Genomic DNA, 26240 nt, shown 5'->3' with positions numbered 1-26240 from the left:
ACCTGTTAATAACTCATTTGGAACAAAGTAAGGCATTACATGCGAAAGCAGAGTAACTAAGACCCGAACAAGTCCATAACAGTTGTGCTGGCGACCATAGCAAGAGTGAACCACCTGATCCCTTCCCGAACTCAGAAGTGAAACCTCTTCGCGCTGATGGTAGTGTGGGGTTACCCATGTGAGAGTAAGTCATCGCCAGCTCATTATTCGAACACCCTCAACTCACGTTGAGGGTGTTTTTTATGTGGGAAAGAAAATATTAAGAAGAAAAGTAGAAAAGAAAGGAAAATAAAACCATCTGAGGATGGCTTTAATTTAACGGGTATTGGCTACTTTATTAAGCTAGTAAGTCAAAATTAAAGTGCATCTTTTAAGTTTTTTTGGTGCTGTTTGACTTGTTTCGCGTAGCGTTTACCTTGCTTTTTCATTTTTCGATTACTATTGTAGCCAGTAGGTCCCACATTGTAATAGGCCAAAGCTTTAGGCCATTTACCCGACTGATTTTTATAATGATTTAAAATAAATGTACCACAGTTGATATTGGTATGTTCATGGAATAAATCGCCAGGACAAGTCTGCTGCCAATAACGTGGAATAATTTGTGTGAACCCAACTGCACCTGAAGGTGAAACAGCATAGGCACGATAATTCGATTCTTGTCTAATAACTGCAGCGACAAGCAGAGGATCAACATTATGTTGTTCTGCACTTTGTACAATGATTGGTGCTACACGATTTGCTGTATCAGGATGCACAGCATAAGCCTTTTGGATCCCTGTAGAAAGTTTAGCTGAGCGTTTTGCAAGAGAGCCACCTCCTAGTGGAGAGCAGGCTGCTAACGTTAAAACAGTACAACCAATACTGAATATTTTTATAGATGGATATTTTCTAAATGCATTAAAAATCATATTAAAACTATATCTGTCATTTTGGCGTATGTGAGTATATATACTGATTTTGAGGTGAGCGATTGGTTCAGTCAAGTGAACTGAAGATTTGAATTGTATCGTGTCAGCATAATACAGAGGTTTCGTTTTGTTTTATCGAATGATTGGATAAACCAATGGAGTCTGATCTATCCTTAGGTTTTAATAATATGTCAAATTGATGACAAGTTTTTTATTTAATATAAACTATTGGAATAGAACAAATAAACTGCAATTTTAAGATAAAAGTACGTACAATATCGGCTTTTTAGCACTTTGAAAATTGCTTATTGCACAGGGAGTAAGTGTGTTAGAAGTCTTTGTACAATTATGTGGTGGTATTGGCCTATTTTTGATTGGTATGACCATGATGACGGACAGCTTAAAAGATATGGCAGGGGAAACCTTGCGTATTTGGTTGTCTAAGTTCACAGGTTCACCCATTAAAGCTGTGCTTTCAGGCATCGGTTTAACTTTAATTGTACAGTCTTCTACGGCAACAACTTTAGCCACGATTGGTTTTGTTAGTGCGGGGATTCTTACTTTTGCTCAGGCAATTGGTGTCATTATTGGCGCGAATATTGGCACAACCAGTACGGGTTGGATGGTGGCATTTTTAGGTGTTAAATTTTCCATCACCAGTTTTGCATTACCTTTGCTGGGTTTGGGTGCAATGCTCAAATTATTTAGTCAGGGGCGAGTTGCATTATTTGGAATGACATTGGCAGGTTTTAGTCTGATTTTCCTTGGCATTGATATGTTGCAAGTTGCCATGTCAGGTTTTGCTGAACGTGTCGATTTATCAGTATTTTCAAGTAGATCTTTGATTGCGCAACTCAGTTTGGTTTTGGTCGGTATTATCATGACCATTCTGTTGCAATCTTCAAGTGCTGCAATTACCGCGACCTTAGCAGCATTGGCCAGTGGTGCGATTGATTTGCAACAGGCTTTAGGTTTGGTGATTGGACAGAATATTGGTACGGTGGCGACAGCCATTATTGCTGTAATTGGTTCAACTGCAAATGCCAAACGTACTGCAGCGGTTCATGTGATTTTTAACATCATTTCAGCCATTTTTGCTTTTATTATTTTAAAACCGTTATTTCTTGAGCTAACACAAAATCAACGTCTTATGGCAACATGGGACAATGTGGTGATTGTTGCTGCATTTCATACAGCATTCAGTATTTCTGGTACTTTGATTATTTTGCCTTTTATCCGTCAGTTCGAAAAACTGATTATGAAAATTATCCCAGATCAAACTCAATCGGTTTTATGTTATCTCGATCAAGCGAGTTTATCTGTGCCCGCCTTGGCTATTCATGCTGCATCAAAGGTGATTTACCATAGTTTGTATGACGTTTTGGTGATGCTAAAACTGGCTATCCAAGAGGGAAGATTACCTTCAAAAGTACGTTTATTACAGCTAGATGAAGTACTCATTCAAGTCCAACGCTATTTGGAAGAAATGTCGATTTCAGAAAATGAAGCCGATCAACAGCGTTTAATGGCGATGCTTCGTTTGATGGTGTATTTACGTGTTTTACGAAGTGATTTGGAAAATATTACTTTAGCAAAAGAAATACGCACCCAACCTGCAATTTATCAAGTTGGCTTAGATTTTGTACAAATTCTTGATGAACATCTAAAAGAAATGGATGATTTTGATGTGCATAAACATGTACTAAGTCTAAATACCGAATTATCTAATTTGAAAAAATGGACAGAAGATCAACGTGCCGAAAACCGTGAAAAAGTGCTGCAATATATTGCCGTGAATCAGCTCAATGCTGCGACAGGTTTAGAGTTGTTGGCGGCACAACGTTGGTTGGATCGCGTGATTGCGCATGCACAGCGCTTAGCTAACGTGTTGGTTGAAAATTCACGTAAACCAAGTTAATGATTTTAGGCTATTTTTTCGATAGTTACTTTTATATTTAAAAATGGCCTAAGCGAATTCACTTTTAATCTCAATCAAGCGTATAATTTGAGCATCGTTTTTTACAGTATTTTTTCAATGACTCCAGCAGCTAAACTTTTAAAAGCCAAGAAAATTCAATTTTCTATGCATGAATATGAACATGATCATAATGCTAAAAGTTTTGGTTTAGAAGCTGCGGAGAAGTTAGGCTTAGATGTCACAGAAGTATTTAAAACTTTATTGGTCAGTGATGATAAGCATTATTTTGTGGCGATTTTACCTGTCCATTACCAATTAAATCTTAAAAAAGTTGCGGCTGCTTTTCAGTGTAAAAAAGTACACATGGCTGATCCTAAAGATGCTGAGCGTTTGACAGGTTATTTGGTTGGGGGCATTAGTCCAATTGGGCAGAAGAAACAACTGAAAACAGTGATTGATGCATCCGCTCAACAGCTTGCAACTATGTATGTGAGTGGAGGGAAGCGGGGATTAGATATTGGTTTAACACCAAGCGATTTGGCAAAAGTTTTAAATGCTAATTTTGTAGATATTGTAGATGCATGATATGTTGAACTTTATATTGTTTTGAGTCCAAAGCACACAGATGCTTGTTCTTGTATGAATGTAGCAACTATTCCTATTCGTTTCATCTCAGTGATTCTTGTTCCAAGCGACCATTTAATAACAAAAAAAGTTATCTTTAAGCAATAAATAGGGTAATTAAAAACTCGTATTGATGATTTTTTAACAAACTAAATTTTATGTTATATTAGTGAAAGTTAAGAAATTCTGAGAGGTGCAGTATGGGTAAGCGTCTTAAAGACTACACAATCGAAGATCGAAAAGCTCGTCCAATGTGTCCAGCTAAACCTATTGACTTTGGTGATGATGAGACTACCAATCGCATTATGTTAGATGCTGCTAAACGTGTAATTCGTCGGCATAAAAAAGAACTTATTGCGCTTGCTCACAAATGAGTCTAATGCCCTCAACTTTTGTCGTTGCTGTCTATTTTGATATATCTTTATTACGTTATGGGGCAGTCATTTAGAATGACTAAATTTTCTGCCTTATGACTTAATATCAGCCAAAAACTTGCGAAATCTCTCTCACATCGCAAACATAGACGAATAGTCAGATGAAGTTTACAAAACTTACAAGAGAATAGTTGAATAATAATTACAATAATATATTATAAAAACATATATTGTTTTGGGTGTTCAAAATGCATGATTATCTGCTGGCATTAATCGGTGGTGGATTGCTTGGTCTTGCAGTCGTGGGCTATTTATATGTTCATGGTCGTATTGCAGGCATTAGTGGTTTACTGGCTCAAGTATTAAATCCGCAAACGCTGTTCAAAACGCCTGCATTGTGGTTTGTGTTAGGTATTTTCATTGTGCCTTTTTTCTATGGCATCGTGGCTCAACCTAAAGTTGAATTGAATGCAAGCCCATTGATGATGATTGTGGCGGGATTGTTGGTTGGTTTCGGTACTCGTTTGGGTTCGGGTTGTACCAGTGGACATGGTATTTGTGGCATGAGTCGTTTATCTAAGCGCTCCATTGCAGCAACAGCTACCTTTATGTTAGCTGGCTTTATTACCGTTTATGTTATCCGCCATATCACAGGAGCATTCTAAATGAAAAATTTCTTAGCCTTTGTTTTCGGTGGTATTTTTTCAGCTGGATTGATTCTTTCTGGTATGTCGAATCCTGAAAAAGTTTTAAACTTCCTCGATCTTTTCGGTACATGGGATGCAAGTCTGGCATTTGTTATGATGGGTGCAATTGCGGTTGCCTTTATTCCATTCCAAAGAATTATGCGCCAAGCTGAACCAAAAACCATTTTAAATGAACCAATTGATTTGCCTAAACAAACTCAAATTGACTCTAAACTGATCACAGGTAGTTTTATTTTTGGTATCGGTTGGGGCGTTGCAGGAATTTGTCCAGCGCCAAGTCTAACCTTGATTGGTTTAGGTTATTATCAAGCAATCTATTTCATTGTTGCAATGTTGGTGGGGATTCTCATTCATCGTAAGGTTGCAGGAGCATAAGATGCACGCAGATATTCAGCATTTTTTTGATGAAAATACTAATACATTCAGTTATGTGGTAAGTGATCCTGTAACGCGTCAATGTGCCATTATTGACAGCGTGTTGGATTATGACCCTGCATCTGCGACTACTTCAACAATTCATGCCGATGAAATCATTGCTTACATCCAAAAAAATGAATTAACGGTTGAATGGATTTTAGAAACGCATGTGCATGCCGATCACCTGACAGCTTCTCAATATTTAAAAGAGCAGTTGGGTGGTAAAATTGCCATGAGCCATAAAATTTCGATTGTGCAAGAAACATTTAGTGCTATCTATAACTTGGATATCAAGTATTTCAATTCACATCAATCATTTGATTATCTGTTTGACGATCATGAAACTTTTACGATTGGTGAATTACAAGCCTATAACATCCCTACACCGGGGCATACGCCTGCTTGTTTAAGCTATGTGATCGGTGATGCTGTATTTGTAGGTGATACTTTGTTTATGCCTGATTATGGTACGGCACGTTGTGATTTCCCGAAAGGCAGTGCAGGGCAGTTGTACGATTCTGTGCAAACGCTATACGCATTGCCTGAAGAAACACGAGTGTTCTTATGCCATGATTATCTACCAGAATCACGTGAACAATATGAACATGAAACACTGCTCAAAACTCAAAAAGAGCAGAATATTCATATTCATACAGGGGTAAGCAAAGCTGAATTTATTGAGATGAGAACTCAGCGTGATGCTACTTTAACGATGCCTAAATTGATTCTGCCATCAATTCAAATCAATATGGACGCAGGTAAGTTCCCACAACCTGAGGCCAACGGCATTCGTTATTTGAAGTTGCCTTTGAATTATTTTAAATAAAATTTTAAGAAAAGTTCATCTTGTATGTTATTGCTTAGGCTCACACAAATAGCCTAAGTGATATTATAAGTTTCACCGTAAAAAGCACATATAAAATTTGATTTATAAACTCAAAACTCATTAAATAGATTAATCATTTGTATTCAAGTTTAGAGTCTATTTTATGTTATTAAATTATCAAATCACGCAAAATCAGCCTGAATCTACGTTGCCATCTTTGGTTTTTATTCATGGTTTATTTGGTAGTTTGAGTAATTTAGGCATGCTCGCACGTGCATTTCAAGAACAGCGCACCGTAATTCAATTAGATGTGCGCAATCATGGTAAGTCTGCGCATTGTGATGACATGAATTATGCAGCAATGGCACAAGATGTTTTAGAAACACTGAACAGCTTGAATATCAAACAGTTTTCTATGGTTGGGCATTCAATGGGCGGTAAGGTTGCAATGACTTTGGCGCCTTTGGCTGCCGAGCGTTTACAGCAATTGGTTTTATTGGATATCTGTCCTTTTGCTTATCCTGAAAATCGTCACGATCAAATTTTTACAGCTTTGTTTGCTGTGCAAGATGCACAAGTTGAAAGTCGCCAAGCGGCGATGGAAATTATGCGTGAGCATCTTCAAGAAGAAATGGTCGTGCAATTTTTGATGAAGTCATTTAGCAAAGGGCAATGGTTATTTAACTTAAATGCATTACGTGAACATTATGCAGAAATTTTGTCATGGCAGACGGTGCAGAGTAATGTAGATACTTTGTTTATTCGTGGTGGTAATTCGCCTTACATTGAAGCGCCTGAGCATTATGCCGCTATTCAAGCACAGTTTCCTCACGCAAAAGTTGAAACAGTTGCTCATGCAGGGCATTGGTTGCATGCTGAAAAAACCGCAGAAGTATTGGCATTAATGACTGAGTTTTTAGATTAATCTTGTCTAGTATTTTGCATCATTCGATGATCTAAAATGATCTCAGTTTTTAAATCAATTTTTAAACCAATACTCCATTTGGAGTATTGGTTTTTTATTCATACTGATCTGCATAGATTAACGGTTTAGCTTTTATTCTCAACAATAAAAAAGAGCTGACGTTGAATCATCAGCTCTTTATTTTAAACTTAAGCAACCTTAATTACTTATGCTTTTTCTTCTTCATTGCCAGCAAGTTGCTTTAGCAAATGCTTTTCAAGATAGTGAATATCCATTGCTTGTTTGCAGAAGTTTTTATCTTGCAGAATCAAGTCTTTGTGCAAAGGAATGTTGGTTTTAATTCCTGTTAAGATAGTTTCATCCAAGGCTTGACGCATACGCGCAATACTGGTTTCACGATCTTTACCATGCACAATCAGTTTAGCAATCATTGAGTCGTAATACGGCGGAATGCTATAACCTTCGTAGATGTGTGAATCTACACGAACACCTGCACCACCTGGGGCATAGAAGTGTTCAATTTTACCCGGTGAAGGTACGAAGGTGGTTGGGTCTTCTGCGTTAATACGACATTCGATTGCGTGACCACGAATTTCAACCTGATCTTGCTCAATGTCTAAACCTAGACCTGCAGCAATACGCAATTGTTGTTCAATGATGTCAATGCCTGTCACCATTTCAGTTACAGGATGCTCAACCTGAACACGTGTATTCATTTCAATGAAGAAGTATTCATCATCTTCAAATAAGAATTCGAAAGTACCTGCACCACGGTATTGCATTAACTTACATGCATTAACACACGCTTCTAAAATATCGGCACGTGCTTGTTCTGGTAAGTTAGGTGCTGGCGCTTCTTCAAGAACTTTTTGGTGACGACGTTGTAAAGAACAGTCGCGGTCATAAAGGTGAATCGCGTGACCATTACCATCAGCCAATACTTGTACTTCTACGTGACGTGGCTTTTGTAAGAAACGTTCCATATAGACCGTGTCATCACCAAACCACATTTCTGCATCACGTTGAGCCGCTTGAACTGATTCAAGCAGGGTGTCTACGCGCTCTACAATACGCATACCACGACCACCACCACCAGCAGCCGCTTTTACAATGAGCGGGAAACCAATTTCTTTGGCTTCAGCTAAAGCATTGTGTGGTGTAACGGCGTGTGCTGAACCCGGTACAGTTGGTACGCCAGCTTTACGCATTGCAGTAATTGCAGAAACTTTGTTACCCATTAAGCGAATATGCTCAGGGCGTGGGCCAATGAAAATGAAACCTGAACTTTCTACAATTTCAGCAAATTCGGCATTTTCGGCAAGGAAACCATAACCAGGGTGAATGGCATCTGCACCTGTAATTTCTGCTGCAGTAATAATTGCAGGAATATTCAGGTAACTTTCACTGCTCGCACCCGGACCAATACACACGGCTTCATCACAAAAGCGTAAGTGCATCAGGTCTTTATCGGCATCTGAATAGATACCCACGGTTTTGATCCCTAAAGTTTTGCAAGCTCGGGTGATGCGCAGGGCAATCTCACCACGGTTTGCAATTAAAACTTTTTGCAACATTGTGAATCCCCGAGGTCTTAAGCGCGGTAGCGGAAGAGTGGTTGACCAAATTGAATCACTTCGCCATTTTTAACTAGAATTTCTTCAATCACGCCACTTTGAGTTGCTTCAATTGGGTTCATGATTTTCATTGCTTCGATAATGCCAAGCGTTTCACCAGCAGAAACAGTTTGACCCACTTTAATAAATGGTGCTTCACCTGGGCTTGGTGCTGCATAGAACACGCCAACCATTGGAGAAGTTTCAACAGCACCACGTGGTGAAGATTTAGGTGCAGATGGTACTTCTGCAGAAGGTGCAGGCATTGCAGGAACTGCTGCCGCTACTACTGGACTGCGACGAGTTAATGCAATCGACTGATCGCCTTCTTTAACTTCAATCGCTTGTAAGTCAGATTCAATCATCAAGTCGATGAGTTTCTTGATTTTACGAATATCCATGGACAGTATTCCTAGTTTAAGATTGTGTAGTAGGTTGAATTTTTTCAAGAACAAAGTCGAGTGCTGCGGCATAGCCTTTTGCGCCTAAACCGCAAATCACACCAATGGCTTTGTCTGATAAATATGAATGATGTCTAAACGCCTCACGTGCATGCACATTCGACAAATGGACTTCAAGAAATGGAATAGCGACCCCTAACAAGGCATCACGTACCGCAACAGAGGTATGCGTTAATGCAGCAGGGTTAATAATGATATATTGTGTGCCATCTAACGCGGCTTGATGAATTCGGTCTACAATTGCGCCTTCCCAATTACTTTGGAAAGTATCTATAGAAATTGATGCTTTTTGCGCTTGTGAAATGAGCTGTTGATTTATATCCTCAAGAGTGAGGTAACCATAAACTTCGGGTTCACGCTTTCCTAGCAAATTTAGATTCGGTCCATGAATAACCAAAATGGTCGAACTCATTCCGCTTGCTCCAATAAATAATTGCAATAATACTTTGCAAGATGTCTGCAAAGTTTGCTAATTATGGCATAAAATTCCACATTTTTTTTGTAATTTGTTTAATTTGACGTAGAAAGCGTGTGCCAAAATGAGGCTCTATAATGAAAACTTTGCAGGGAATTCGCAATGTTAAAAAATTACATTTTTAGTTTTTTTTGCTGATTTTTATATTCTAAAACAACTGACCAAATCTATTCATTTGTTTTCTGTAACGAATGATCAAGCGAGTGACTTGAACTGGTTTGATTCGGAATGTCAAAGCCAGAAAACAACCAACATCAATATCGCCTTTCTTTATAGCATGATATTTCGTTGCTGTTTATAAAAAATGGCGATTCCATTTTTTCAGTTCATTCAAAGTAGATGACCACACAAACTGCAGTGGATCATCTAATACGTTTTGTGATCATCGTTCAAGTGGTTATGGATTCGATAGGAAGATCATTTCGATAATAAGATATTTTAAAAATTCAACTTTATTTAAATAAAACATGAGCTTAAATGGAATGCTTTGATTGATATATTTATCATAGTTTAGTCTGGAATAGATGCTCCTACGCTGCGTATTATATTTTGAGTGGGGTGCTGTTGGTTTTATGTACACTTTAATTAAGTTGTAGATTGATCACAAGACCAAGCACATGCACGATCTGCACGGATATCTACCTCATTTAAAAATATGACGTGGTATCGAACAAAAAAACGGTGATGAAAGTTTCAGCAATTTTTTCTAGCCAATGTTCTTCTACTCAATAGCCCGCAGCATCTACATCATAGATAAAATTTTAGAACGCATTGACCTTTTATTTCAAAAATCACCTTAAAAATGGCGTTATCGTAAAGTAGAGCAATATGTTCGGTATTGGCAAAAGTTAAGTGATCTTGTTCTGAATCTTGCTTTATTTGCTGTTAAAGCTCAGAAAAGCTTAATCCGTCTGTTGTTTCTCTGTTGCAGAAGGTGCTGCATCAAAACTGACAATCACTTTTAAACCTTGCGGTTGGTTAGCCTGAAATTGAAGTAGGTAGCCATATTGCTCTAATAATACTTTGACTAGAGTTAGACCTAAGCCATAGCCTTGTTTATGCGCAGATTTACGCCAAAAACGCTGAGTCAGAATGGTAAAATCATCTTCATTCAGGCTTTTGCCTTGGTCTGCAATGATCAATTGCAGGTCTTGCATATAAATTTGAATGTTTGGCGCATCCTCTGCATGCAAATAAGCATTTTGAATCAAGTTTTTCAGTACCATGTGCAACGCAGGCGCTGGAATATTAATGTGTTGTGCTACCAAACTCGCCCAATCAATCTGTAATTTCGCTGATAAATTGGGATATTCCACAGTCAGTTCCGACAAGACTGTTTCTAATACGCTACGCATATCTGCATGGCTATGTGCCGCTTGAATACCTGCTTCAGTTTGACTGAGCAATAACAGTTGTTCCAAAAGTTGTTGATAACGTTGGATGCTGCGTTCTGCGTGTTTTAAATTGTCGATGACTTTGGCTGTATCTTGGGCAGATGCGGTTTGATTCAACATCAATTGGCTCAGTTGCACATGCGTTTTAATAGCCGTTAACGGCGTGCGCAGTTCATGCGCAGCAAATGCACTAAAGTTTTTTTCGTGTTCCAGACTTTTATGTAGGCGTTCAATCAGCATCAATAAGTTATCGACAAAAGGCTGAATTTCTTTAGGAATTTTTTGTGATCTCAGTTCAATTAAATAACGAGAAGCTTCATCTAAAGATTGTTTTTTCTGAATTAAGTGGCGGGTGATGTGATCGAGCGGTAAAAACTCCAGACGGATAATCCACAAAATTAGCAAAATACAAATAATCAAAGTAAGCAGTAAAGGAATCAGTACCGACTGTAAAATTTGTTTAAGTAGGTTTTGCCGTAACTGAATTTTTTCAGCCACCACCACCTGAACTTCACCTTCACGCAGTACATAACTACGCCATTGCAGTCCATTTTCTGTCCATGTGCTGAAACCGACTTGTTGGTTTTTTAAATTTTTCGGTGCGCCTTGAGTGCGTGCAATCACATGCTGTGGTAATGAAACATCGGCACGGAAAATAGAGACTTCACAAGCAATTAAACTATGTAGCAAGGCATTTTCTGATTCGGCATGCAAACTTTCTGTGAGTTGTTCTAGGGGCAGTTGCTGAATCAGGCGGGCGACCATACGGGCTGAGGTAGAAAGTCGTTCATCCAGCGTATTTTGTAAGCGTTGTTCCAAGTCATGGTAGAGCCATGCAAAGACAATCACCCACAGCAAAATAAATGCACAGCTGATGGTCGATACCAAACGCCATTTCAGACTGTAGTTTTTCATGTCAGCAGCTCAGGTTTAAAGATGTAGCCGACACCACGCACCGTTTGAATAAAATCGGGGTGGATTTTATGCCGTAAATGGTAGATATGCACATTTAAGGCATTGCTTTCGATACTGTCTTGAAAGCCATACACTTTATCTATCAGTTCTTCATTTTTTAAGATTTGGTTCGGATGCCGTAAAAAGGTTTCCAATAGGCTATATTCACGGCGTGAAAGCTGAATGTTTTGTGAATGCCAACTGACTTCTTGTGTATCGAGGTTCATGTGTAACTGACCACTTTGCAGTTGGTTCGATGAATAACCACGATGACGGCGGCTTAATGCATATACACGGGCAATCAGTTCATTTAATTCAAAAGGTTTAGTTAGGTAGTCATCTGCTCCTAAGTTGAGCGCCTGTACGCAGTCTTGAGTATGATTCCGCGCGGTTAATACCAATACTGGAATATGAATGGCATCTTTACGCCAGTTTTCGAGTAACTGTAAACCATCTTGGTCAGGCAGACCTAAATCGAGCAGGCACAGATCTACCGCACTATGACGTATGAAGTAATCGGCATCGCGCGCGTTATTCACGTGTTCGACTGAAATACTTAAAAATTCGAGTGCTGCCACAATACTTTGGGCAATATAAGGATCATCTTCCACCAAAACGACGAACATATTTGCTCCTATACCACAGTCAGCCCAATATATGACACATCTCGATCACGCCACAAATTTAGATTAGGCACCTACAATGCTCAAGTTTACAAAGAAAAATCTTTATTAATGTTCTCTTAATCTACACTTACCGATAATACAGTCAGTTTTTTAATTTTTAGTATAAATACATGATTTTTATTCGCGTCATTGCTTATTTTGTGTTGAGTCTGTGTGCGGTGTGGGTCAATGCTGCCAATGAATTTTTAGCGTCCGATCAAGCTTTTAAGTTTCAGGCGACGTCATTGTCTGAACAAACGGTTGAACTGAAATGGGATGTCGCACCGCATTACTATTTATATCACGATCAATTCAAAGTCAGTCAGGCTCAAAAGCCGCTTGCTTTTAAATTGCCTGCAGGGCAGGAAAAAGATGATCCGACTTTCGGGCTGACACGTGTGCATTATGGGCAAGTGACAACACAGATTCAGGTGAAGCCTAATCAGCAATATCAAATTACTTGGCAAGGCTGCGCTGAAGATGGTTTGTGTTATCCCGTACAGCGTAAAACGATTCAAACCGATGCCGATGGTTTATTGCCACAGCATAATTTAAGTGCGGGCAAAGGTAATTTACTTCAGCAACTCAATCAGAATAATCAGGCTGCTTTAAACACTAACTTAAATGATGCAGATAAGCATCAAGCCAATGGTTCTAGTACACAAAAACAAGTTACGACAACTGCAAATACTGTAACGACAAAAGAACTCAAACTTGAACAGCAAACGCTAGAAAACAAAGCACAGCTTGCTGAAAATGCGGTTGCTGTAACACAAGCTGATCCTAAACTTACCCCTGAATCAGTAGAAAACGTTGATTTAGCAAATTCCTTAGAGATTGAAAATACAGATACGGCGTTGACAGACAATACATTCGCTGCATCAGCCAATTCAAGCAATACGGAAACAGCCAGTAGTACGAGTCTGAATCAGCAATGGAACAATGATCAATTTTTCCTGAATTTATTGTCTGGGCAAGGGTTGTTACTGAATGCGTTTATCTTTTTAGGTTTTGGGGTATTACTGGCTTTTTTACCGTGTTCATTGCCGCTGATTCCAATTCTTTCTGGCATTTTGGTGCAGCGCAATACAGGCTATAAAGCGGCAGCAATTGCGATCACCTTTATCGTCAGTATGGCGCTAGTCTATGGCTTGATGGGCGTTGTTGCGTCACACATTGGTTATAGCGTACAGCGTTGGTTCCAAAATCCCGTAGTGATTGCAGTTTTTGCTATGTTGTTTGTGCTCTTTGCTTTAAACCTGTTTGGACTGTATCAGTTGTCATTACCACAAGCAGTGTTACAGCGTTTAGATCGTATTCAGCAATATCAAAAAGGCGGTACTTTATTGGGTGCGGGCGTTATGGGGGTGATTTCTGCACTGATTGTCGGGCCATGTATGAGTGCGCCTTTAGCGGGAGCATTGCTATACGTCTCACATTTGGATCAAGCAGCATTGGGTGGTTTATATTTGTTCCTGCTCGGTTTAGGTATGGGAATTCCTTTACTTATTGCCAGCGTGTTTGGCGCGAAATATTTGCCAAAGCCAGGTTTGTGGATGGAACGGCTAAAATTTAGCTTTGGTTTTATCATGTTGGCAATGGCTTTGTATTTTGCTCGTCCGCTATTTTCTGTGACTTGGTACTATGTTGCTTTTGCTGTGGTGTTATTTGCCTTCGCTGCATATTTAATTGCAATTTTGCGCCACGTGTTACATCGTCCACAGCGTTTTTCGTTATTGGCTTTGGCGGCAGTAATCGCCAGTAGTGGAATTTGGCATGTCAATCAGAGTATTGCCAGTGTCAATGCGCAGGTACAAGCAGACCAATTACAGCCATGGATCAAAGTACGCACAGAACAAGAGTTGAATGCAGCTTTGGCCGCACATGCTCATCAAAAGATTGTGATTGATGTCTATGCCGATTGGTGTGTGGCGTGTCAGCCGATTGAGCGTGATGTGATTCCTCGTACCGATGTGCAAGATGCTTTAAAGCATGTGGTGCGGATTAAACTCGACTTAACCGAACAGCATCCTTCACAAGATGCCTTATTGAAAAAATGGCAGATTTTAGGGCCGCCAACGTTGTTATTTTTGGCAGATCCACAACGGGAACAACGTGAATTGCGTCTAACAGGTGCTTATAACGCAGCGCAATTGATTCAAAATATTCATCAACTGCAAGAGGCTGCGCCATGATTCAATCCGCAGTCTTGCAGTTAGGCATGTTGATGATTCCATGGCCATTGGTGTTTTTATTGCTAGGACTGATTGTCGTCTTTGCAATGGGTAAATTTTTTCAGCGTCGTTATACATGGAATGCACAGACTTGGACAGGTTATCAGGATGCATTATGGAATGCGCTGTGGATTGGTGCTTTAGTTGGGCGGGCAGTTTTTGTGTTGCAGCATTATGAGCTGTACTTTGCCAACCCGATTGATATTTTAAAAATTCAGGACAAAGGCTTTCATCTGATTGCCGCAGTTATGGCAGGTGTGGCGTGGTTTGTCTGGAAAAATCGCGCTATTCAACGTGTTGTTCTGGCATGGGCAGTTGCGCTCTTTATTACAGTACAAGTTGTAGGTTGGAGTCTTATCCAACCTTTGCAGACGCAGCATGCCTATCCCAATCTAGTATTGCACAACCTAGCGGAACAACCTCAAGATTTAGCTCAATTTTCAGGGCAGCCCACGGTGATTAATCTCTGGGCGACTTGGTGTCCAGTTTGTCATCGTGAAATGCCTGTTATGCAACAAGCACAGCAAGATTTCCCTGAGGTCAATTTTGTATTTGCCAATCAAGGCGAATTTGCAGCAGAGATTCAAGCCTATTTACAGAAACATCGATTTCAGTTTGAACACGTGTTATTAGACCCTGCAGCTCGTTTAGGACAACACTTCAATATGTTCGGTTTGCCAAGTACTTTGTTTTTTAATGCACAAGGAGAATTGGTCGATCATCACATGGGTGAATTGACCAAGCCGATGCTGCAGCATTATCTGAAAAAAATACAAGCGAATCCATAAACGCGCTCTTAACGATTTGAAAGAAAACCCGCTGTGAAGCCAAAATTAAGGACAATCAATATGACATCAAACATCAAAAATAACATGCTGAAACTGGCGATAGGTATGAGTCTTGCCAGTAGTGTGAGTATGCTGCAAGCACAGGACAACCTCAAACAGCACATTGAAAAAGAAGGTTTTAAGTTTGTGCAACAAATTCAAGCACCTGCACAAATGACAGGTTGGGCAGGGCATATTGAACAAAGTCCTGCGACAGTGTTTATTTCCAATGACCAGAAATACTATATTGTAGGCACTTTGTTTGATGCACAAGGCAATAATTTAACCGTCGATGCTTTAGACCGTTATGTGAAAAAGTCGGTACTTGAAGATGTGTGGCAAAGTCTGGAACACGCTACTTGGATTCAGGATGGGCAAACCAGTGCTGAAAAAATTGTCTACGTGTTTTCAGACCCGAATTGTCCGTATTGCCATACCTTTTGGAAGCAGGCACGTCCGTGGGTAGAATCTGGCAAAGTTCAGTTAAGACATATTATTGTGGCGGTGATCCGACCTGAAAGCAAAGGGCAGGCCGCGACTTTATTAATGGCGAAAAACCCACAGCAGACCTTTAATGCGTTCCATCGTCAATACGGACAAAAAAAGCTGATCGAGCAAAAAACTGTGCCTGTACATGTAGAAAAAACCTTAGAACAGAATCAGGCACTGATGGATAAATACGAGTTCTTTGCCACACCTGTTGTGCTTTGGAAAAATAAACAGGGCGAATTACAGTCGGTACAAGGAATGCCAAAATCTATGAAAGATGTGTTTGAGTGATTTTAAAAATTTCCGAGCAAATATCTAACTGAATATTCAAATCTAAAGCGCAAAAAAGCTTGCTCTAATTGCATTGGAGCAAGCTTTTTGATGTAAAAGATTCAGTCTTTTATTTCTGAATACGAATCGCAAATTGAATGACGTGGGATTTGCCCTGATGCAGTTTGCCTTCTGAGCGTTCTACATCGCCCACAAAGAAATGAATCAGATGATCGTGTTTAAAATGGCTTAAAAACTCGATAGGATCGTACAGCATTTCTACTGCACGTGGGCCGCCCGTTTTATATTCTAGCTGACGAGTAGAATACAGCTCACCAACAAATAAACCGCCGTTGACCAAAGTTTCGCGCACGCCATTTAACACTTTTTGCTGTGTTTCAGGGTTAAAGTGACCAAATACGCAAATCACGTTGTCATATTGATTCGCTGGCCAATTCACCTGACTTAAATCTTGCTTTCGTGTATTTAGACTTAAACCACGTTGCTGTGCATAGCCTTGAGCCTTATCTAAAGCAACTTGCGAGTAGTCCCACAAATCTGCTTCAAATGCTTGCTCATTGGCTTGTGCCAAAGCGGCCAAATATAACAAGTTACGACCTTCACCTTCGGCCAAGCCCAAAGTTTTGCCGTGAATAGACAGTTTTTGCGTAATGTCCTGAATGAACGCATTGGCTTGTTCACCATAAATATGGTCATGTTGGCTGTAGCGTTCATCCCATTCATTATGGATATTTGACATAGTTTCGACTCGGTAAATAATTTGATGCTGTTATTCGGCTGTAGATGGAGAAAACTCTTTAAATGCTGCCACGGCGTTTGCGGCATACATGAGTGATGGGCCACCGCCCATATAAACAGCAATACCTAAAATTTCATTCAATTCTTCAAAAGTCATACCCATTTTGACCAAAGTTCTGACGTGAAAACCGATACAACCATCACAGCGTTGTGCTACGCCAATTGCCAGTGCAATAAATTCTTTGGTTTTGGTATCAATTACGCCATCTTTCATCGCAACTTGTGACAGGGCATTAAAACTTTTAAGTAAATCGGGAGATTGTTCTTTAATGGATTTGATATTAGACGAAATTTCAGCAGTGAGTTCGGTATATTTCATGTTGTTTCACCATCAAGCAGATTAGAACCTAAAGATAATATAACATATATTTAAATATATTATGTTTATATATATTAATTAGCAGCTTTGCTTAAATTCAGTAAATCTGTATTTATAGCATTATCAATTCACCTAAATCACTTTATAATGTTGTCGCATATTCTGGAGTCGCTGTTATACCGTTGCGATGACTTCAAACCTCATTTTTAAGTCTTATTCTCCCTCTTGATTCGGCTTATAAATCAATATTTTAGAATTTTGTGTCTGAGTAGGCACATACAATAGGTGCCTGCATGGAAATTAAAGTCAATTATTTAGACAACTTGCGTCTTGAAGCTAAATTTGACGATTTTACCGTCATTGCCGATCAGCCCATCCGTTATAAAGGCGATGGTTCTGCGCCAGGCCCATTTGACTATTTCCTTGCGTCATCTGCATTGTGTGCTGCGTATTTCGTGAAGGTTTATTGCCAATCACGAGATATTCCAACCGATAATATCCGCTTATCTCAAAACAATATTGTCGATCCTGAAAACCGTTATAAACAGATTTTTAAAATTCAGGTGGAATTGCCTGCAGATATTTCTGAAAAAGACCGTCAGGGGATTTTACGTTCTATTGACCGTTGTACCGTAAAGAAAGTCGTGCAAACAGGCCCTGAGTTTGTGATTGAGCAAGTCGAAAGCATTGATGCCGATGCACAAGCTTTGCTGATGCCGAACTTGACTTCATCTCAAGCGACCTTTATTGCAGGTAAAGATTTACCGCTTGAAGAAACCATTGCCAATATGTCAGGTATTTTGGCAGGTTTGGGCATGAAAATTGAGATTGCCTCATGGCGTAATATCGTACCCAATGTCTGGTCATTGCATATTCGTGATGCGCAATCGCCAATGTGTTTTACCAATGGTAAAGGCGCAACTAAAGAAAGTGCATTAGCATCTGCTTTGGGTGAATTCATCGAGCGTTTGAACTGTAACTTCTTCTATAACGATCAGTTCTGGGGCGAAGAGATTGCCAATGCCGAGTTTGTGCATTATCCAAATGAAAAATGGTTTAAACCTGGCCCAAATGGTGAATTGCCTAAAGAAATTTTAGATGAGTATTGCCTAGAAATTTATGATCCTGAAGATGAGTTGCTGGGCACACATCTATATGACACCAACTCGGGTAATACTGAGCGTGGTATTTGTTCATTGCCATTTGTGCGTCAATCCGATGGTGAAACGGTATATTTCCCATCAAATTTAATTGAAAACTTATATTTAAGTAACGGGATGAGTGCAGGTAACACGCTTGCAGAAGCTCAAGTGCAGTGTTTATCTGAAATTTTTGAACGTGCAGTGAAGCGTGAAATTATTCAGGAAGAAATGAGCCTGCCTGATGTACCGCAAGAAGTTTTGGCAAAATATCCAAGTATTGTGGCAGGTATTCAGGCTTTAGAAGAACAAGGTTTCCCAGTATTGGTGAAAGATGCGTCTTTAGGCGGTCAATTCCCTGTCATGTGTGTGACCTTAATGAACCCGCGTACAGGCGGTGTTTTTGCTTCGTTTGGTGCACATCCAAACTTTAAAGTCGCTTTAGAGCGCAGCTTAACTGAACTATTGCAAGGGCGCAGTTTTGAAGGTTTAAATGATTTACCACAGCCGACCTTTAGCACGAATGCGGTAACTGAGCCGAATAACTATGTTGAACACTTTATTGATTCTAGTGGTGTAGTGTCTTGGCGTTTCTTTAGCGCGCAGGCAGACCATGAATTTGTAGAGTGGGATTTCACCAACAATGGTCAATATAGCAATGTCGAAGAAGCTGAGGCTTTATTTGCGATTTTAGAAGAAATGGGCAAAGAATCCTATATGGCGATTTATGAACATTTAGGTGCAACTGCTTGCCGAATTTTAGTCCCTGATTATTCAGAAGTGTATTTGGTAGAAGACCTGATTTGGGATAATACCAATAAAGCTTTGCTGTACCGTGAAGACATTTTAAATCTGCACCGTTTGGATGATGAGCAACTTGAAGCTTTAGTTGAGCGTTTGGAAGAATGTGAGCTAGATGACTATACCGAAATCAAAACCTTAATTGGCATTGAATTTGATGACAATACCGTTTGGGGGCAGCTCACCATCCTCGAATTAAAATTGTTGATTTATTTGGCATTGGAACAGTTTGAAGAAGCTAAAGATTTAGTCGAAGCATTCTTACAATACAACACCAATACCGTAGAACGTGGCTTGTTCTATCAGTGTATGAATGTCGTGCTTGAAGTTATTTTAGATGATGAAATGGATATTGCCGATTATGCCGTCAATTTCCGCCGTATGTTTGGCAATGAACGTATGGATGCGGTCATGGGTTCTGTTGAAGGCACAGTACGTTTCTATGGTCTAACCGAAACCAATATGCAGCTTGAAGGTTTAGATCGTCATTTACGTTTAATCGACAGCTACAAAAAACTGCATAAAGCACGTGCCAAGTTTGTTGGGCTGAATAAAGACTAATCTTGCAGAAGTAGAACGCTGTTCTTATCTGAATCACTACCCAAGAAAAAGACTCGGTTTTAAAAGTCCGAGTCAGCTATTATGGCAACAACATGGTGTTGCATTTCAAATGCTAATCTAAGATTTGCTGTTATTATTGAAAAGGCAAAATAATAAATAGCCCTTGTTGTTGAGGGCTATTTCATTTAAGCGAGATGGTCACGAACAAATTGAGGATCTAAAATAAACAATTTAATCAGTGATTGAGCTGCTCCTGAAGGTCTTCTAACACCTTGCTCCCAAGATTCCAATGTACGTTTAGAGATACCTAAAATTTTAGCAAATTGATCTTGAGTGAGTTCAGACTTTCTTCGTGCTAAAGCAACATCTGTTTCATTGATCACAGTTTTTCTTGCTGCGTTATTAGCAAGCATTTGTTTAACGCCTTCTAATAATTCAACATTTAAGTCTCGTTTTGCTTCTCGAGCTTCCAATTCTTTGTCACTTAATAAACGACTCATTTCAGTAACTCCGCTAATTGTCTAAGTGTCTTTTTCTCAAGTTGGGTAATTGTGTCTTTACTATATAAGGTCAATAACCAAATTTCGCCATTTGCTAAACGGTTGTAATAAATTACACGAACACCACCTTGTTTACCTTTACTCTTTCCACCCCATCGAATTTTACGAACGCCGCCAGTACCAGGTTCTACATCTCCTGCTGTAGGGTTCTCGGCAATGAAAATTTTAAAGTCATTGTATTGTTCTTCAGTCCAATAGTAGGGATATTCATTGGTAAAAAAAGTAGTCTCACAGATGGTATACATCAAACACCTTTATACTACTTTGTAGTGTTTAATTGTATACTACTTTGTAGTACTTTTAAGCATTAAATTAGGTCTCATATTGTGAGCTTTTTTAGCCCAATCAAATAACTGCTAATCACCAAGCGCCAATAAACCTTTCCAGCTAAAATAATTCGGGCTTAAATGGCTGCGCTGCATCGCCCAAGTTCGATCTTGCAATTTACATGCTCCAATGGCGAGTTTTTGCACACCAAATTTATTTTTCACGGTATCCAACACTTGCTGTAATTGTTCCTGTTTTTCAATGGCGTCAGTATCTGTAAGCAGGTCGTGAATATAGCTTTGTTTGGGTTCAAGTCCCGTTAAAATCACACCACATTTTTTAAAGGCAATCCCTTCCTGAAATAGCGTTGTCACATGCTTCATCATGGCTTTGTTCATGAGCAAAGCAGAATCTGTTGGCTCATTGAAAGCAATAGTGACCGATTGATTGTAAAAAACTTGGCGCGGATCAAAACGGTTAGATTGCGCAAAAATGATCATACAACCACATAAACTTTTTTCAGCTCTGAGCCTTTGCACAGCAGATTGTAAATAATTGCTCAAAGCTTCTGAAAGCGCATGAATATCTGTTACACGCTGCCCAAAAGAACGTGAGCTGATGATTTGCTGCTTACTTACGGTATTGTGCTCCAGTTCAATACATGCTGTACCTGTGAGTTCAAGAATGGTTTTTTTCATCAAAATAGAAAATTGGCGCTCCATTTGGTCTGGATTGCTTGTTGCTAGATCAAATACAGAACGGATACCCAATGATTGTAATTTTTTAGCGTTTTTGCGTCCCACACCCCAGACTTCAGCGGCATCAATGTGTTGAAACAAGGCTTCTTTGCTGCATAAATCCATATCCAGTAAATTACATACGCCGTTGAAATAGCGGTTTCGCTTAGCAAGATGATTGGCTAGTTTGGCTTCAGTTTTACTTTGACCAATACCAACACAAACAGGAAGAGCCAGCCATTTCCACAAGGTTGTTTTAATTTCCTGTGCAAGTGCGTTTAAATCGCGCTGAGAATATGAACTCAACTCAATAAAAGTTTCATCAATCGAATAAATTTCAACATCTTTGGCACTGACAAATTCTTGAATAATATTATTAAAACGTCTGGACATTTCTGCATAGAGCGCATAATTACTTGAAAAGACCACAACATCATGTTGTTGAATTAATTCTTGAACTTGGTAAAAGGGCACAGCCATTTTAATGCCAAGTCGTTTGGCTTCTTCGGAACGTGACACCACGCAGCCATCGTTATTGGAAAGCACCACCACAGGACGATGATTCAGGTGTGGTTGAAACAACCGCTCACAGCTCACATAACAATTATTAATGTCAATGAGCGCAAAAACTTGCTCTAAAGCTTTCATGACTATTCTACTTATTCGGCTTTTTTATGCGTTATTGTGGGTTTAAACCATCAGGTTTTTTAAATTCCACGTGACCACGGCAAACACTTCAAAAGTTTGCCCATCTTTCAGGTAAATGCTGTCGTAGTCGGGACTTTCTGCTTTAAGCCAAGCTTCAGGCAAAGTGGCAGGGTCATAGTCTTCACCAAAATGTTCGGCCAATTCACTTTTGGACATTTTGGCTGTAATCATCAAGCGTTTAATAGTCAGGTCTTTTTGGTCAATTAATGCGACCACAATACTGCGGTGTTTGGCTTCTTTGCTGCGATCTACCAGTACAATATCGCCGTATTCAAGCCCAGCATTCACCATAGAGGTGGTGCGTACCACATTTAAAAAGGTCGCATTTTCATTGGAAATGAGATATTCATTCAGATCAATATTTTTATCAATATAGTCTTGAGCAGGCGAAGGAAAACCTGCAGGAATGGATTCTATTGTTACGGGAAGATGCAGTGTTTTTCTTTTAGAAAGTGCTTGAAAATCATGCTGATTCAGCAATTCAATTTGTTCAAGCAGGGCATTAAGGCTAGGGCTGGGTTTACCATCGCTGCCCATGATTTTTTGTAATGACGCCCAAGCAGCGTCAGAGAAGTAAATAGGTAACTTCTTAGACATGAGATTACTCCTACGCAACGAGGCGTGTTTGAAGTGAAATTTGATGTGTTGATAGCATAGCTGAAAACATGATTAAGATTCAATCTACGTGGATAATTGATTGCTAGATATAGATCACACTCTACGATTGCATAGCTATACAAACACAAGCCTTTCCGTTAGGATTTTTCTATCGCAGCAGCATATTTAGAGATTGGCATGCATATTGTTGAAGACATTTATTTAACGAAAGAAGAAGTTGAATCTTTACTGTTGGGATTAATTAATTCACAACTTGAACCTGAGTTTTTAATGCAGGATTTCATTAAACATCAGGTTTGGTCTTTGGCTGAATATTTTAAGCAAAATACTGAACATGAAATTGACTTTGCGCAAATCAGTTGCCCGATTAAAGTCAAAGCAGAATATCAAAATCATCGTTTGAAACGTCATTTCCTGGTTGAATTTCATCTGACCACCACACCTTTTTTTAATTATGAGCCAGAAGAAAATAGCGTGGCTTACTCCTACATGATGAAAGATTTTTATCTGACCGATATTATTTTTTATGATGCCTATACGGGTGAAAATTTGCAGGCTTGGATGCAAAAAAGATTCGTGATTTTGCAGGGTGAACGTGAAATAGAAGTGAATTCATTGTCATGGTATGCAGATTACAATTTGCCGCAAGTTACACAAAATATGGTGTCTTTTGTGAGTGAAGCTGCTTATGACACAGGTTTAGATCAGATTGTAGATGAAGTGAATTTGCGTTTACGACAAGCCAAGACCGTTAATTAAATAGCTATCATCTATCTAAAAAATGATTATTTAAGATGGATGGCAGGGAATATACGATTACACAATGCTGATCAGGTTAAGGAATATCGAAAATGACCACAATCACACATGATTTAGGTCATGGCATGGGGAATGACTGGGAATATAAAGATTGGGCACATCTGACTGTCTCAGAATTACACAACCTGCAACCGTATTACCCATGCTTGCAAGGGGGTATTCAAATTCTGTGGTGCAGTCCGCGCCCATTTTCATCAGCCGCAGTGATTGAAGTCACGCAGGATGCAGTCAGTACAGATAAAATAGGAAGTCGCTCGTATTTCATTAAACGCAGTCATCGTTCATTTCGTAATGCGCAAGATATTTTGCAAGAGCATGCTTTTTTGCGACATTTAGCCAGTAAAAACATTCCTGTTGCGACATTAATTGCCTCGAATTGCGGACTGACCGCTTTAGAAATGGGCGACTGGACTTATGAAGTCTACGAAAAAGCAGCAGGTTTTGACTTATATGTCGATCAGCAATCTTGGACGCCGTTTTCCTATACAGAACATGCTGCAAAAGTGGGAAGTTTGCTTGCCAAATTGCATGTCGCCATGCAGGATTTTCCTGAGTTACATGGCAGATCGGCGCGTTATTTAGTATCAAATCAGCAGCTTTTAGAAAGTGAAAATATTGTAACGGCTATTCAGCAACGTATTCAAAATAGCCCTGAATTGAGCCGTTATTTTGCCGATAAAAACTTAGACGCCGTTTTTCTAGAGCGTGTATCTCAGACGCATCATAAAATTAAGCATATATTGCAGCAGACCACTAAAATTTGGACGCATAATGATTTGCATGCTTCCAATCTGTTTTGGTCTGCGCAAAGTGCCGATGCCAATATTACAGCGGTAATTGATTTTGGTTTATCAGATCGAAATTCAGCGCTTTATGACCTTGCGGTCACGATTGAGCGTAACTTTATAGATTGGCTGGCTTTAGAACATACGTCACAAATTAATGTTGATGAAGCGGGTTTAAGCGCGTTTTTACAAGCGTATTGTGCAGAAATACACCCACAACAAGACTTTAGTATTTTGCCAGAACTGCTAAAAATTGTGCATTTGGATTTCGCATTTTCAGAACTTGAATATTTTGTCGGGATTACCCAAAACCTGAAACATGCCGATGCTGCTTATTATGATTGGATTGTTGGACATGTAAATTGGTTTTTTACAGAGCAAGGACAGCAATTTACCCAGACTTTTACTCGATTCCTTCAACGCGAATTGTCATAATCTGCACAGCTAAATGCCTCAAGCATCACTACTTTTTTAATGCAAGATTTTATATGTACAATTGTAAATTCAAACAGAATATATTCACTGCGCCTTTAAAAATCTTCATTCTGTCATCGCTGTGTTGGGTACCTTGGGTTGATGCAGAAAATGGTATTCAATAATTTGATACGATTGTCATCACAGCCAATGAAACCACGCCGTATTTTAGTTTTACAGTAAAGACTGAGGGTTTGCGTACAGATTGTTTACAAAAAGCGCCTGCCTCTATTTCTGTTATTACTGCAGATGCGATTGTCGATCAATTTAATTTATGGTTTGAATGTACAACATAGCTCTGCTGCTGGAACAGGAGTACATTTAGAAATATTTCAACTGCCAATCATCACTATAACTGCTGAAAAGCAGGATGAACGTCATTCTCCATCTCAAGCGATTACACAGTTCAACCACAATTGACTAGGTCTTAATTGAGAAGTGTCCGTTTTAATTGGGGGCTATTACACAACATCAATTCACTGACAACCTAAGTGTTAATGCTAACTGAACCGTACTGGGTTTACAACAGGCATTCAGCTAAATAAAACGTTAAATCTAAAAGACCCAAAATTTTTCTGGGTCTTTTTTTATGAGAATAGATAATATTTTAAACAACGGTCACTTCTTGCTGATAAATACAGGATTGCGCAATCTGTTTTTTTTTGGCTGCGGTCATTTCAATATTTTCCCATTTATCCATCTGCTGCAGGAGCCAGATAAAATCATCGACTTTCGGTTCGCCACTTTCCCCAACAAAATTCCGGATGATATTCTTAATCTTGTAAAAGTCATAGACATGCCGCTGGGCGGAACATTCAAACTGAATAATCTGATAGTCTACCAGCATGTCCCATACTTCTGATAAATCACTGCACTGCTTTAAATCATCCTGCGCTTTTTGTACTGCCTTGACCACTGCCTCTACAGTAAATGGATGCTGTTCTGCCCATTCCTGGGTCATGGCCAAGACTTTATCGGCAACTTTTGGAATGACATTCTGGCTTGCCGCGACGATAAAACTATAGCCTTCAAGTTTGGCCTGAATATTCCAGGGTTCTCCCACGCAAAAACCATCAAATACCTGTTCTGCGATTCCTTTTACCATGGAAGGCGGTGGAGAGGTCATCAGCTGGATATTCTTGGCCAGTTGTAGATCGGTTAGCGCCAACCATTCTTTTAAGCAGTAATGGTGAATCGAATATTTATAGACATAGGCCAGATTGATGGGATGATCCTGTTGTAAAGCCAGTACCAGTTTCCTTGAGGTACTTTTTTCATCATCCCCTGGCTGGATGCCGAGTTCATAACACAGATCTGTAAGCGTCCGCTGAACCCCATGCCTATTTTTTAATTTGAGTTGGATTTCCAGCGATGTGGCAGTAATTCTTCTATTTGGGTCGCTTTATGCGTCGGCAGCCTTTTCAGCACATCACTTAAATAGGCATACGGATCCAAGCCATTCAGCTTTGCTGACTGGATTAAAGTCATGATATTCGCCGCTCGCTGGCCGCTGCGCAGCGAGCCAGCAAACAGCCAGTTCTTGCGCCCTAAG

26 protein-coding genes, 1 rRNA gene and 1 pseudogene are annotated in these 26240 nt (G+C 39.5%); 14 read left to right on the top strand and 14 right to left on the bottom strand.

Annotated features, from left to right (window positions below):
- The first annotated feature begins 86 nt into the window (after positions 1 to 86).
- Positions 87 to 201 (top strand): 5S ribosomal RNA (gene rrf, locus E0H79_RS14330).
- Between the two features lie 155 nt (positions 202 to 356).
- On the opposite strand, the gene E0H79_RS14325 is transcribed toward rrf, so the two are convergent.
- Positions 357 to 908: a lytic transglycosylase domain-containing protein gene (locus E0H79_RS14325; RefSeq protein WP_004973862.1), complete on the bottom strand. Its 552-nt coding sequence runs from the start codon at positions 906 to 908 to the stop codon at positions 357 to 359.
- A 325-nt stretch (positions 909 to 1233) separates the two neighbouring features.
- Between E0H79_RS14325 and E0H79_RS14320 the strand changes: the two genes are divergently transcribed.
- The 7 genes from E0H79_RS14320 to E0H79_RS14295 all read left to right on the top strand — a co-directional run bounded on the left by E0H79_RS14320 (position 1234) and on the right by E0H79_RS14295 (position 6699).
- Entirely contained in the window at positions 1234 to 2826 is a 1593-nt protein-coding gene (locus tag E0H79_RS14320; protein WP_131261989.1) for a Na/Pi cotransporter family protein, read from the top strand.
- 117 nt (positions 2827 to 2943) lie between these two features.
- Positions 2944 to 3411, top strand: coding sequence for a Cys-tRNA(Pro) deacylase (gene ybaK, locus E0H79_RS14315; RefSeq protein WP_004973860.1), 468 nt, complete (start codon positions 2944 to 2946; stop codon positions 3409 to 3411).
- Between the two features lie 239 nt (positions 3412 to 3650).
- On the top strand, positions 3651 to 3824 hold the full coding sequence (locus tag E0H79_RS15345) for a hypothetical protein (protein ID WP_004973856.1): 174 nt from the start codon (positions 3651 to 3653) through the stop codon (positions 3822 to 3824).
- A gap of 248 nt (positions 3825 to 4072) precedes the next feature.
- Positions 4073 to 4489, top strand: coding sequence for a YeeE/YedE family protein (locus tag E0H79_RS14310; RefSeq protein ID WP_004973854.1), 417 nt, complete (start codon positions 4073 to 4075; stop codon positions 4487 to 4489).
- Positions 4490 to 4906: a DUF6691 family protein gene (locus E0H79_RS14305; protein ID WP_004973852.1), complete on the top strand. Its 417-nt coding sequence runs from the start codon at positions 4490 to 4492 to the stop codon at positions 4904 to 4906.
- A gap of 1 nt (position 4907) precedes the next feature.
- Complete coding sequence (locus E0H79_RS14300) at positions 4908 to 5774, top strand: MBL fold metallo-hydrolase (RefSeq protein WP_004973849.1); 867 nt, start codon at positions 4908 to 4910, stop codon at positions 5772 to 5774.
- 163 nt (positions 5775 to 5937) lie between these two features.
- A complete protein-coding gene (locus E0H79_RS14295; RefSeq protein WP_004973848.1) occupies positions 5938 to 6699 on the top strand; it encodes an alpha/beta fold hydrolase in 762 nt (253 codons plus the stop codon).
- A 206-nt stretch (positions 6700 to 6905) separates the two neighbouring features.
- Here the strand turns inward: E0H79_RS14295 and accC are convergent, their stop codons facing one another.
- The 5 genes from accC to E0H79_RS14270 form a co-directional block, all read right to left on the bottom strand.
- Positions 6906 to 8273, bottom strand: coding sequence for an acetyl-CoA carboxylase biotin carboxylase subunit (gene accC, locus E0H79_RS14290; protein WP_004973841.1), 1368 nt, complete (start codon positions 8271 to 8273; stop codon positions 6906 to 6908).
- Between the two features lie 17 nt (positions 8274 to 8290).
- A complete protein-coding gene (gene accB, locus E0H79_RS14285) occupies positions 8291 to 8713 on the bottom strand; it encodes an acetyl-CoA carboxylase biotin carboxyl carrier protein (RefSeq protein ID WP_004973838.1) in 423 nt (140 codons plus the stop codon).
- Positions 8714 to 8729: 16 nt separating this feature from the next.
- On the bottom strand, positions 8730 to 9185 hold the full coding sequence (gene aroQ, locus E0H79_RS14280; RefSeq protein WP_096902340.1) for a type II 3-dehydroquinate dehydratase: 456 nt from the start codon (positions 9183 to 9185) through the stop codon (positions 8730 to 8732).
- 965 nt (positions 9186 to 10150) lie between these two features.
- Positions 10151 to 11557 carry an ATP-binding protein gene (locus E0H79_RS14275; protein WP_104851943.1) on the bottom strand — a complete coding sequence of 469 codons (1407 nt, stop codon included), beginning with the start codon at positions 11555 to 11557 and terminating at the stop codon, positions 10151 to 10153.
- The gene (locus E0H79_RS14270; RefSeq protein ID WP_104851944.1) at positions 11554 to 12222 is read right to left on the bottom strand and encodes a response regulator transcription factor; all 669 of its coding nucleotides are present in this window, start codon (positions 12220 to 12222) and stop codon (positions 11554 to 11556) included. Before E0H79_RS14270 ends, E0H79_RS14275 begins: the two co-directional genes overlap by 4 nt.
- 170 nt (positions 12223 to 12392) lie before the next feature.
- Between E0H79_RS14270 and dsbD the strand changes: the two genes are divergently transcribed.
- Genes dsbD through dsbG form a run of 3 tightly spaced genes read left to right on the top strand, consistent with a single transcriptional unit; the run spans position 12393 to position 16102 of the window.
- Positions 12393 to 14456: a protein-disulfide reductase DsbD gene (gene dsbD / locus E0H79_RS14265; protein ID WP_131261988.1), complete on the top strand. Its 2064-nt coding sequence runs from the start codon at positions 12393 to 12395 to the stop codon at positions 14454 to 14456.
- The gene (locus E0H79_RS14260) at positions 14453 to 15283 is read left to right on the top strand and encodes a TlpA disulfide reductase family protein (RefSeq protein ID WP_131261987.1); all 831 of its coding nucleotides are present in this window, start codon (positions 14453 to 14455) and stop codon (positions 15281 to 15283) included. The genes dsbD and E0H79_RS14260 overlap by 4 nt, the downstream gene beginning before the upstream one ends.
- A 60-nt stretch (positions 15284 to 15343) precedes the next feature.
- Positions 15344 to 16102, top strand: coding sequence for a thiol:disulfide interchange protein DsbG (gene dsbG, locus E0H79_RS14255; RefSeq protein WP_004973828.1), 759 nt, complete (start codon positions 15344 to 15346; stop codon positions 16100 to 16102).
- 109 nt (positions 16103 to 16211) lie between these two features.
- Here dsbG and E0H79_RS14250 read toward each other — a convergent pair whose 3' ends face one another.
- Together E0H79_RS14250 and E0H79_RS14245 are read right to left on the bottom strand one after the other, a co-directional pair.
- On the bottom strand, positions 16212 to 16841 hold the full coding sequence (locus E0H79_RS14250; RefSeq protein WP_131261986.1) for a class I SAM-dependent methyltransferase: 630 nt from the start codon (positions 16839 to 16841) through the stop codon (positions 16212 to 16214).
- Between the two features lie 30 nt (positions 16842 to 16871).
- The gene (locus E0H79_RS14245) at positions 16872 to 17219 is read right to left on the bottom strand and encodes a carboxymuconolactone decarboxylase family protein (RefSeq protein WP_131261985.1); all 348 of its coding nucleotides are present in this window, start codon (positions 17217 to 17219) and stop codon (positions 16872 to 16874) included.
- Positions 17220 to 17512: 293 nt separating this feature from the next.
- Between E0H79_RS14245 and E0H79_RS14240 the strand changes: the two genes are divergently transcribed.
- Positions 17513 to 19720 (top strand): OsmC domain/YcaO domain-containing protein, encoded by a 2208-nt coding sequence (locus tag E0H79_RS14240; protein WP_004973821.1) that lies wholly within the window; start codon positions 17513 to 17515, stop codon positions 19718 to 19720.
- A 185-nt stretch (positions 19721 to 19905) separates the two neighbouring features.
- On the opposite strand, the gene E0H79_RS14235 is transcribed toward E0H79_RS14240, so the two are convergent.
- The 4 genes from E0H79_RS14235 to E0H79_RS14220 form a co-directional block, all read right to left on the bottom strand.
- On the bottom strand, positions 19906 to 20220 hold the full coding sequence (locus tag E0H79_RS14235; RefSeq protein ID WP_004973819.1) for a helix-turn-helix domain-containing protein: 315 nt from the start codon (positions 20218 to 20220) through the stop codon (positions 19906 to 19908).
- Positions 20217 to 20525, bottom strand: coding sequence for a transcriptional regulator (locus E0H79_RS14230; RefSeq protein WP_096902348.1), 309 nt, complete (start codon positions 20523 to 20525; stop codon positions 20217 to 20219). Before E0H79_RS14230 ends, E0H79_RS14235 begins: the two co-directional genes overlap by 4 nt.
- Before the next feature lie 111 nt (positions 20526 to 20636).
- Complete coding sequence (locus E0H79_RS14225; RefSeq protein WP_131261984.1) at positions 20637 to 21932, bottom strand: Y-family DNA polymerase; 1296 nt, start codon at positions 21930 to 21932, stop codon at positions 20637 to 20639.
- 42 nt (positions 21933 to 21974) lie between these two features.
- Positions 21975 to 22589, bottom strand: coding sequence for a LexA family protein (locus E0H79_RS14220; protein ID WP_131261983.1), 615 nt, complete (start codon positions 22587 to 22589; stop codon positions 21975 to 21977).
- A gap of 198 nt (positions 22590 to 22787) precedes the next feature.
- Between E0H79_RS14220 and E0H79_RS14215 the strand changes: the two genes are divergently transcribed.
- Entirely contained in the window at positions 22788 to 23369 is a 582-nt protein-coding gene (locus E0H79_RS14215) for a hypothetical protein (protein ID WP_004973810.1), read from the top strand.
- A gap of 92 nt (positions 23370 to 23461) precedes the next feature.
- Positions 23462 to 24649: a phosphotransferase enzyme family protein gene (locus E0H79_RS14210; RefSeq protein WP_131261982.1), complete on the top strand. Its 1188-nt coding sequence runs from the start codon at positions 23462 to 23464 to the stop codon at positions 24647 to 24649.
- Positions 24650 to 25295: 646 nt separating this feature from the next.
- Here E0H79_RS14210 and E0H79_RS14205 read toward each other — a convergent pair.
- Both E0H79_RS14205 and E0H79_RS14200 read right to left on the bottom strand, forming a co-directional pair.
- A pseudogene (locus E0H79_RS14205) lies at positions 25296 to 26003 on the bottom strand (ABC transporter substrate-binding protein); the annotation flags it as partial.
- 32 nt (positions 26004 to 26035) lie between these two features.
- Positions 26036 to 26240: transposase domain-containing protein (locus E0H79_RS14200; RefSeq protein ID WP_131261981.1), on the bottom strand; the 205-nt coding region annotated here is incomplete at its 5' end.

The organism is Acinetobacter sp. ANC 5045 (assembly GCF_004331005.1).
GTDB classification, from domain to species: domain Bacteria; phylum Pseudomonadota; class Gammaproteobacteria; order Pseudomonadales; family Moraxellaceae; genus Acinetobacter; species Acinetobacter towneri.
The sequence above is the reverse complement of the archived record's forward strand: the minus strand, read 5'-3'. Positions and strand labels throughout refer to the sequence as shown.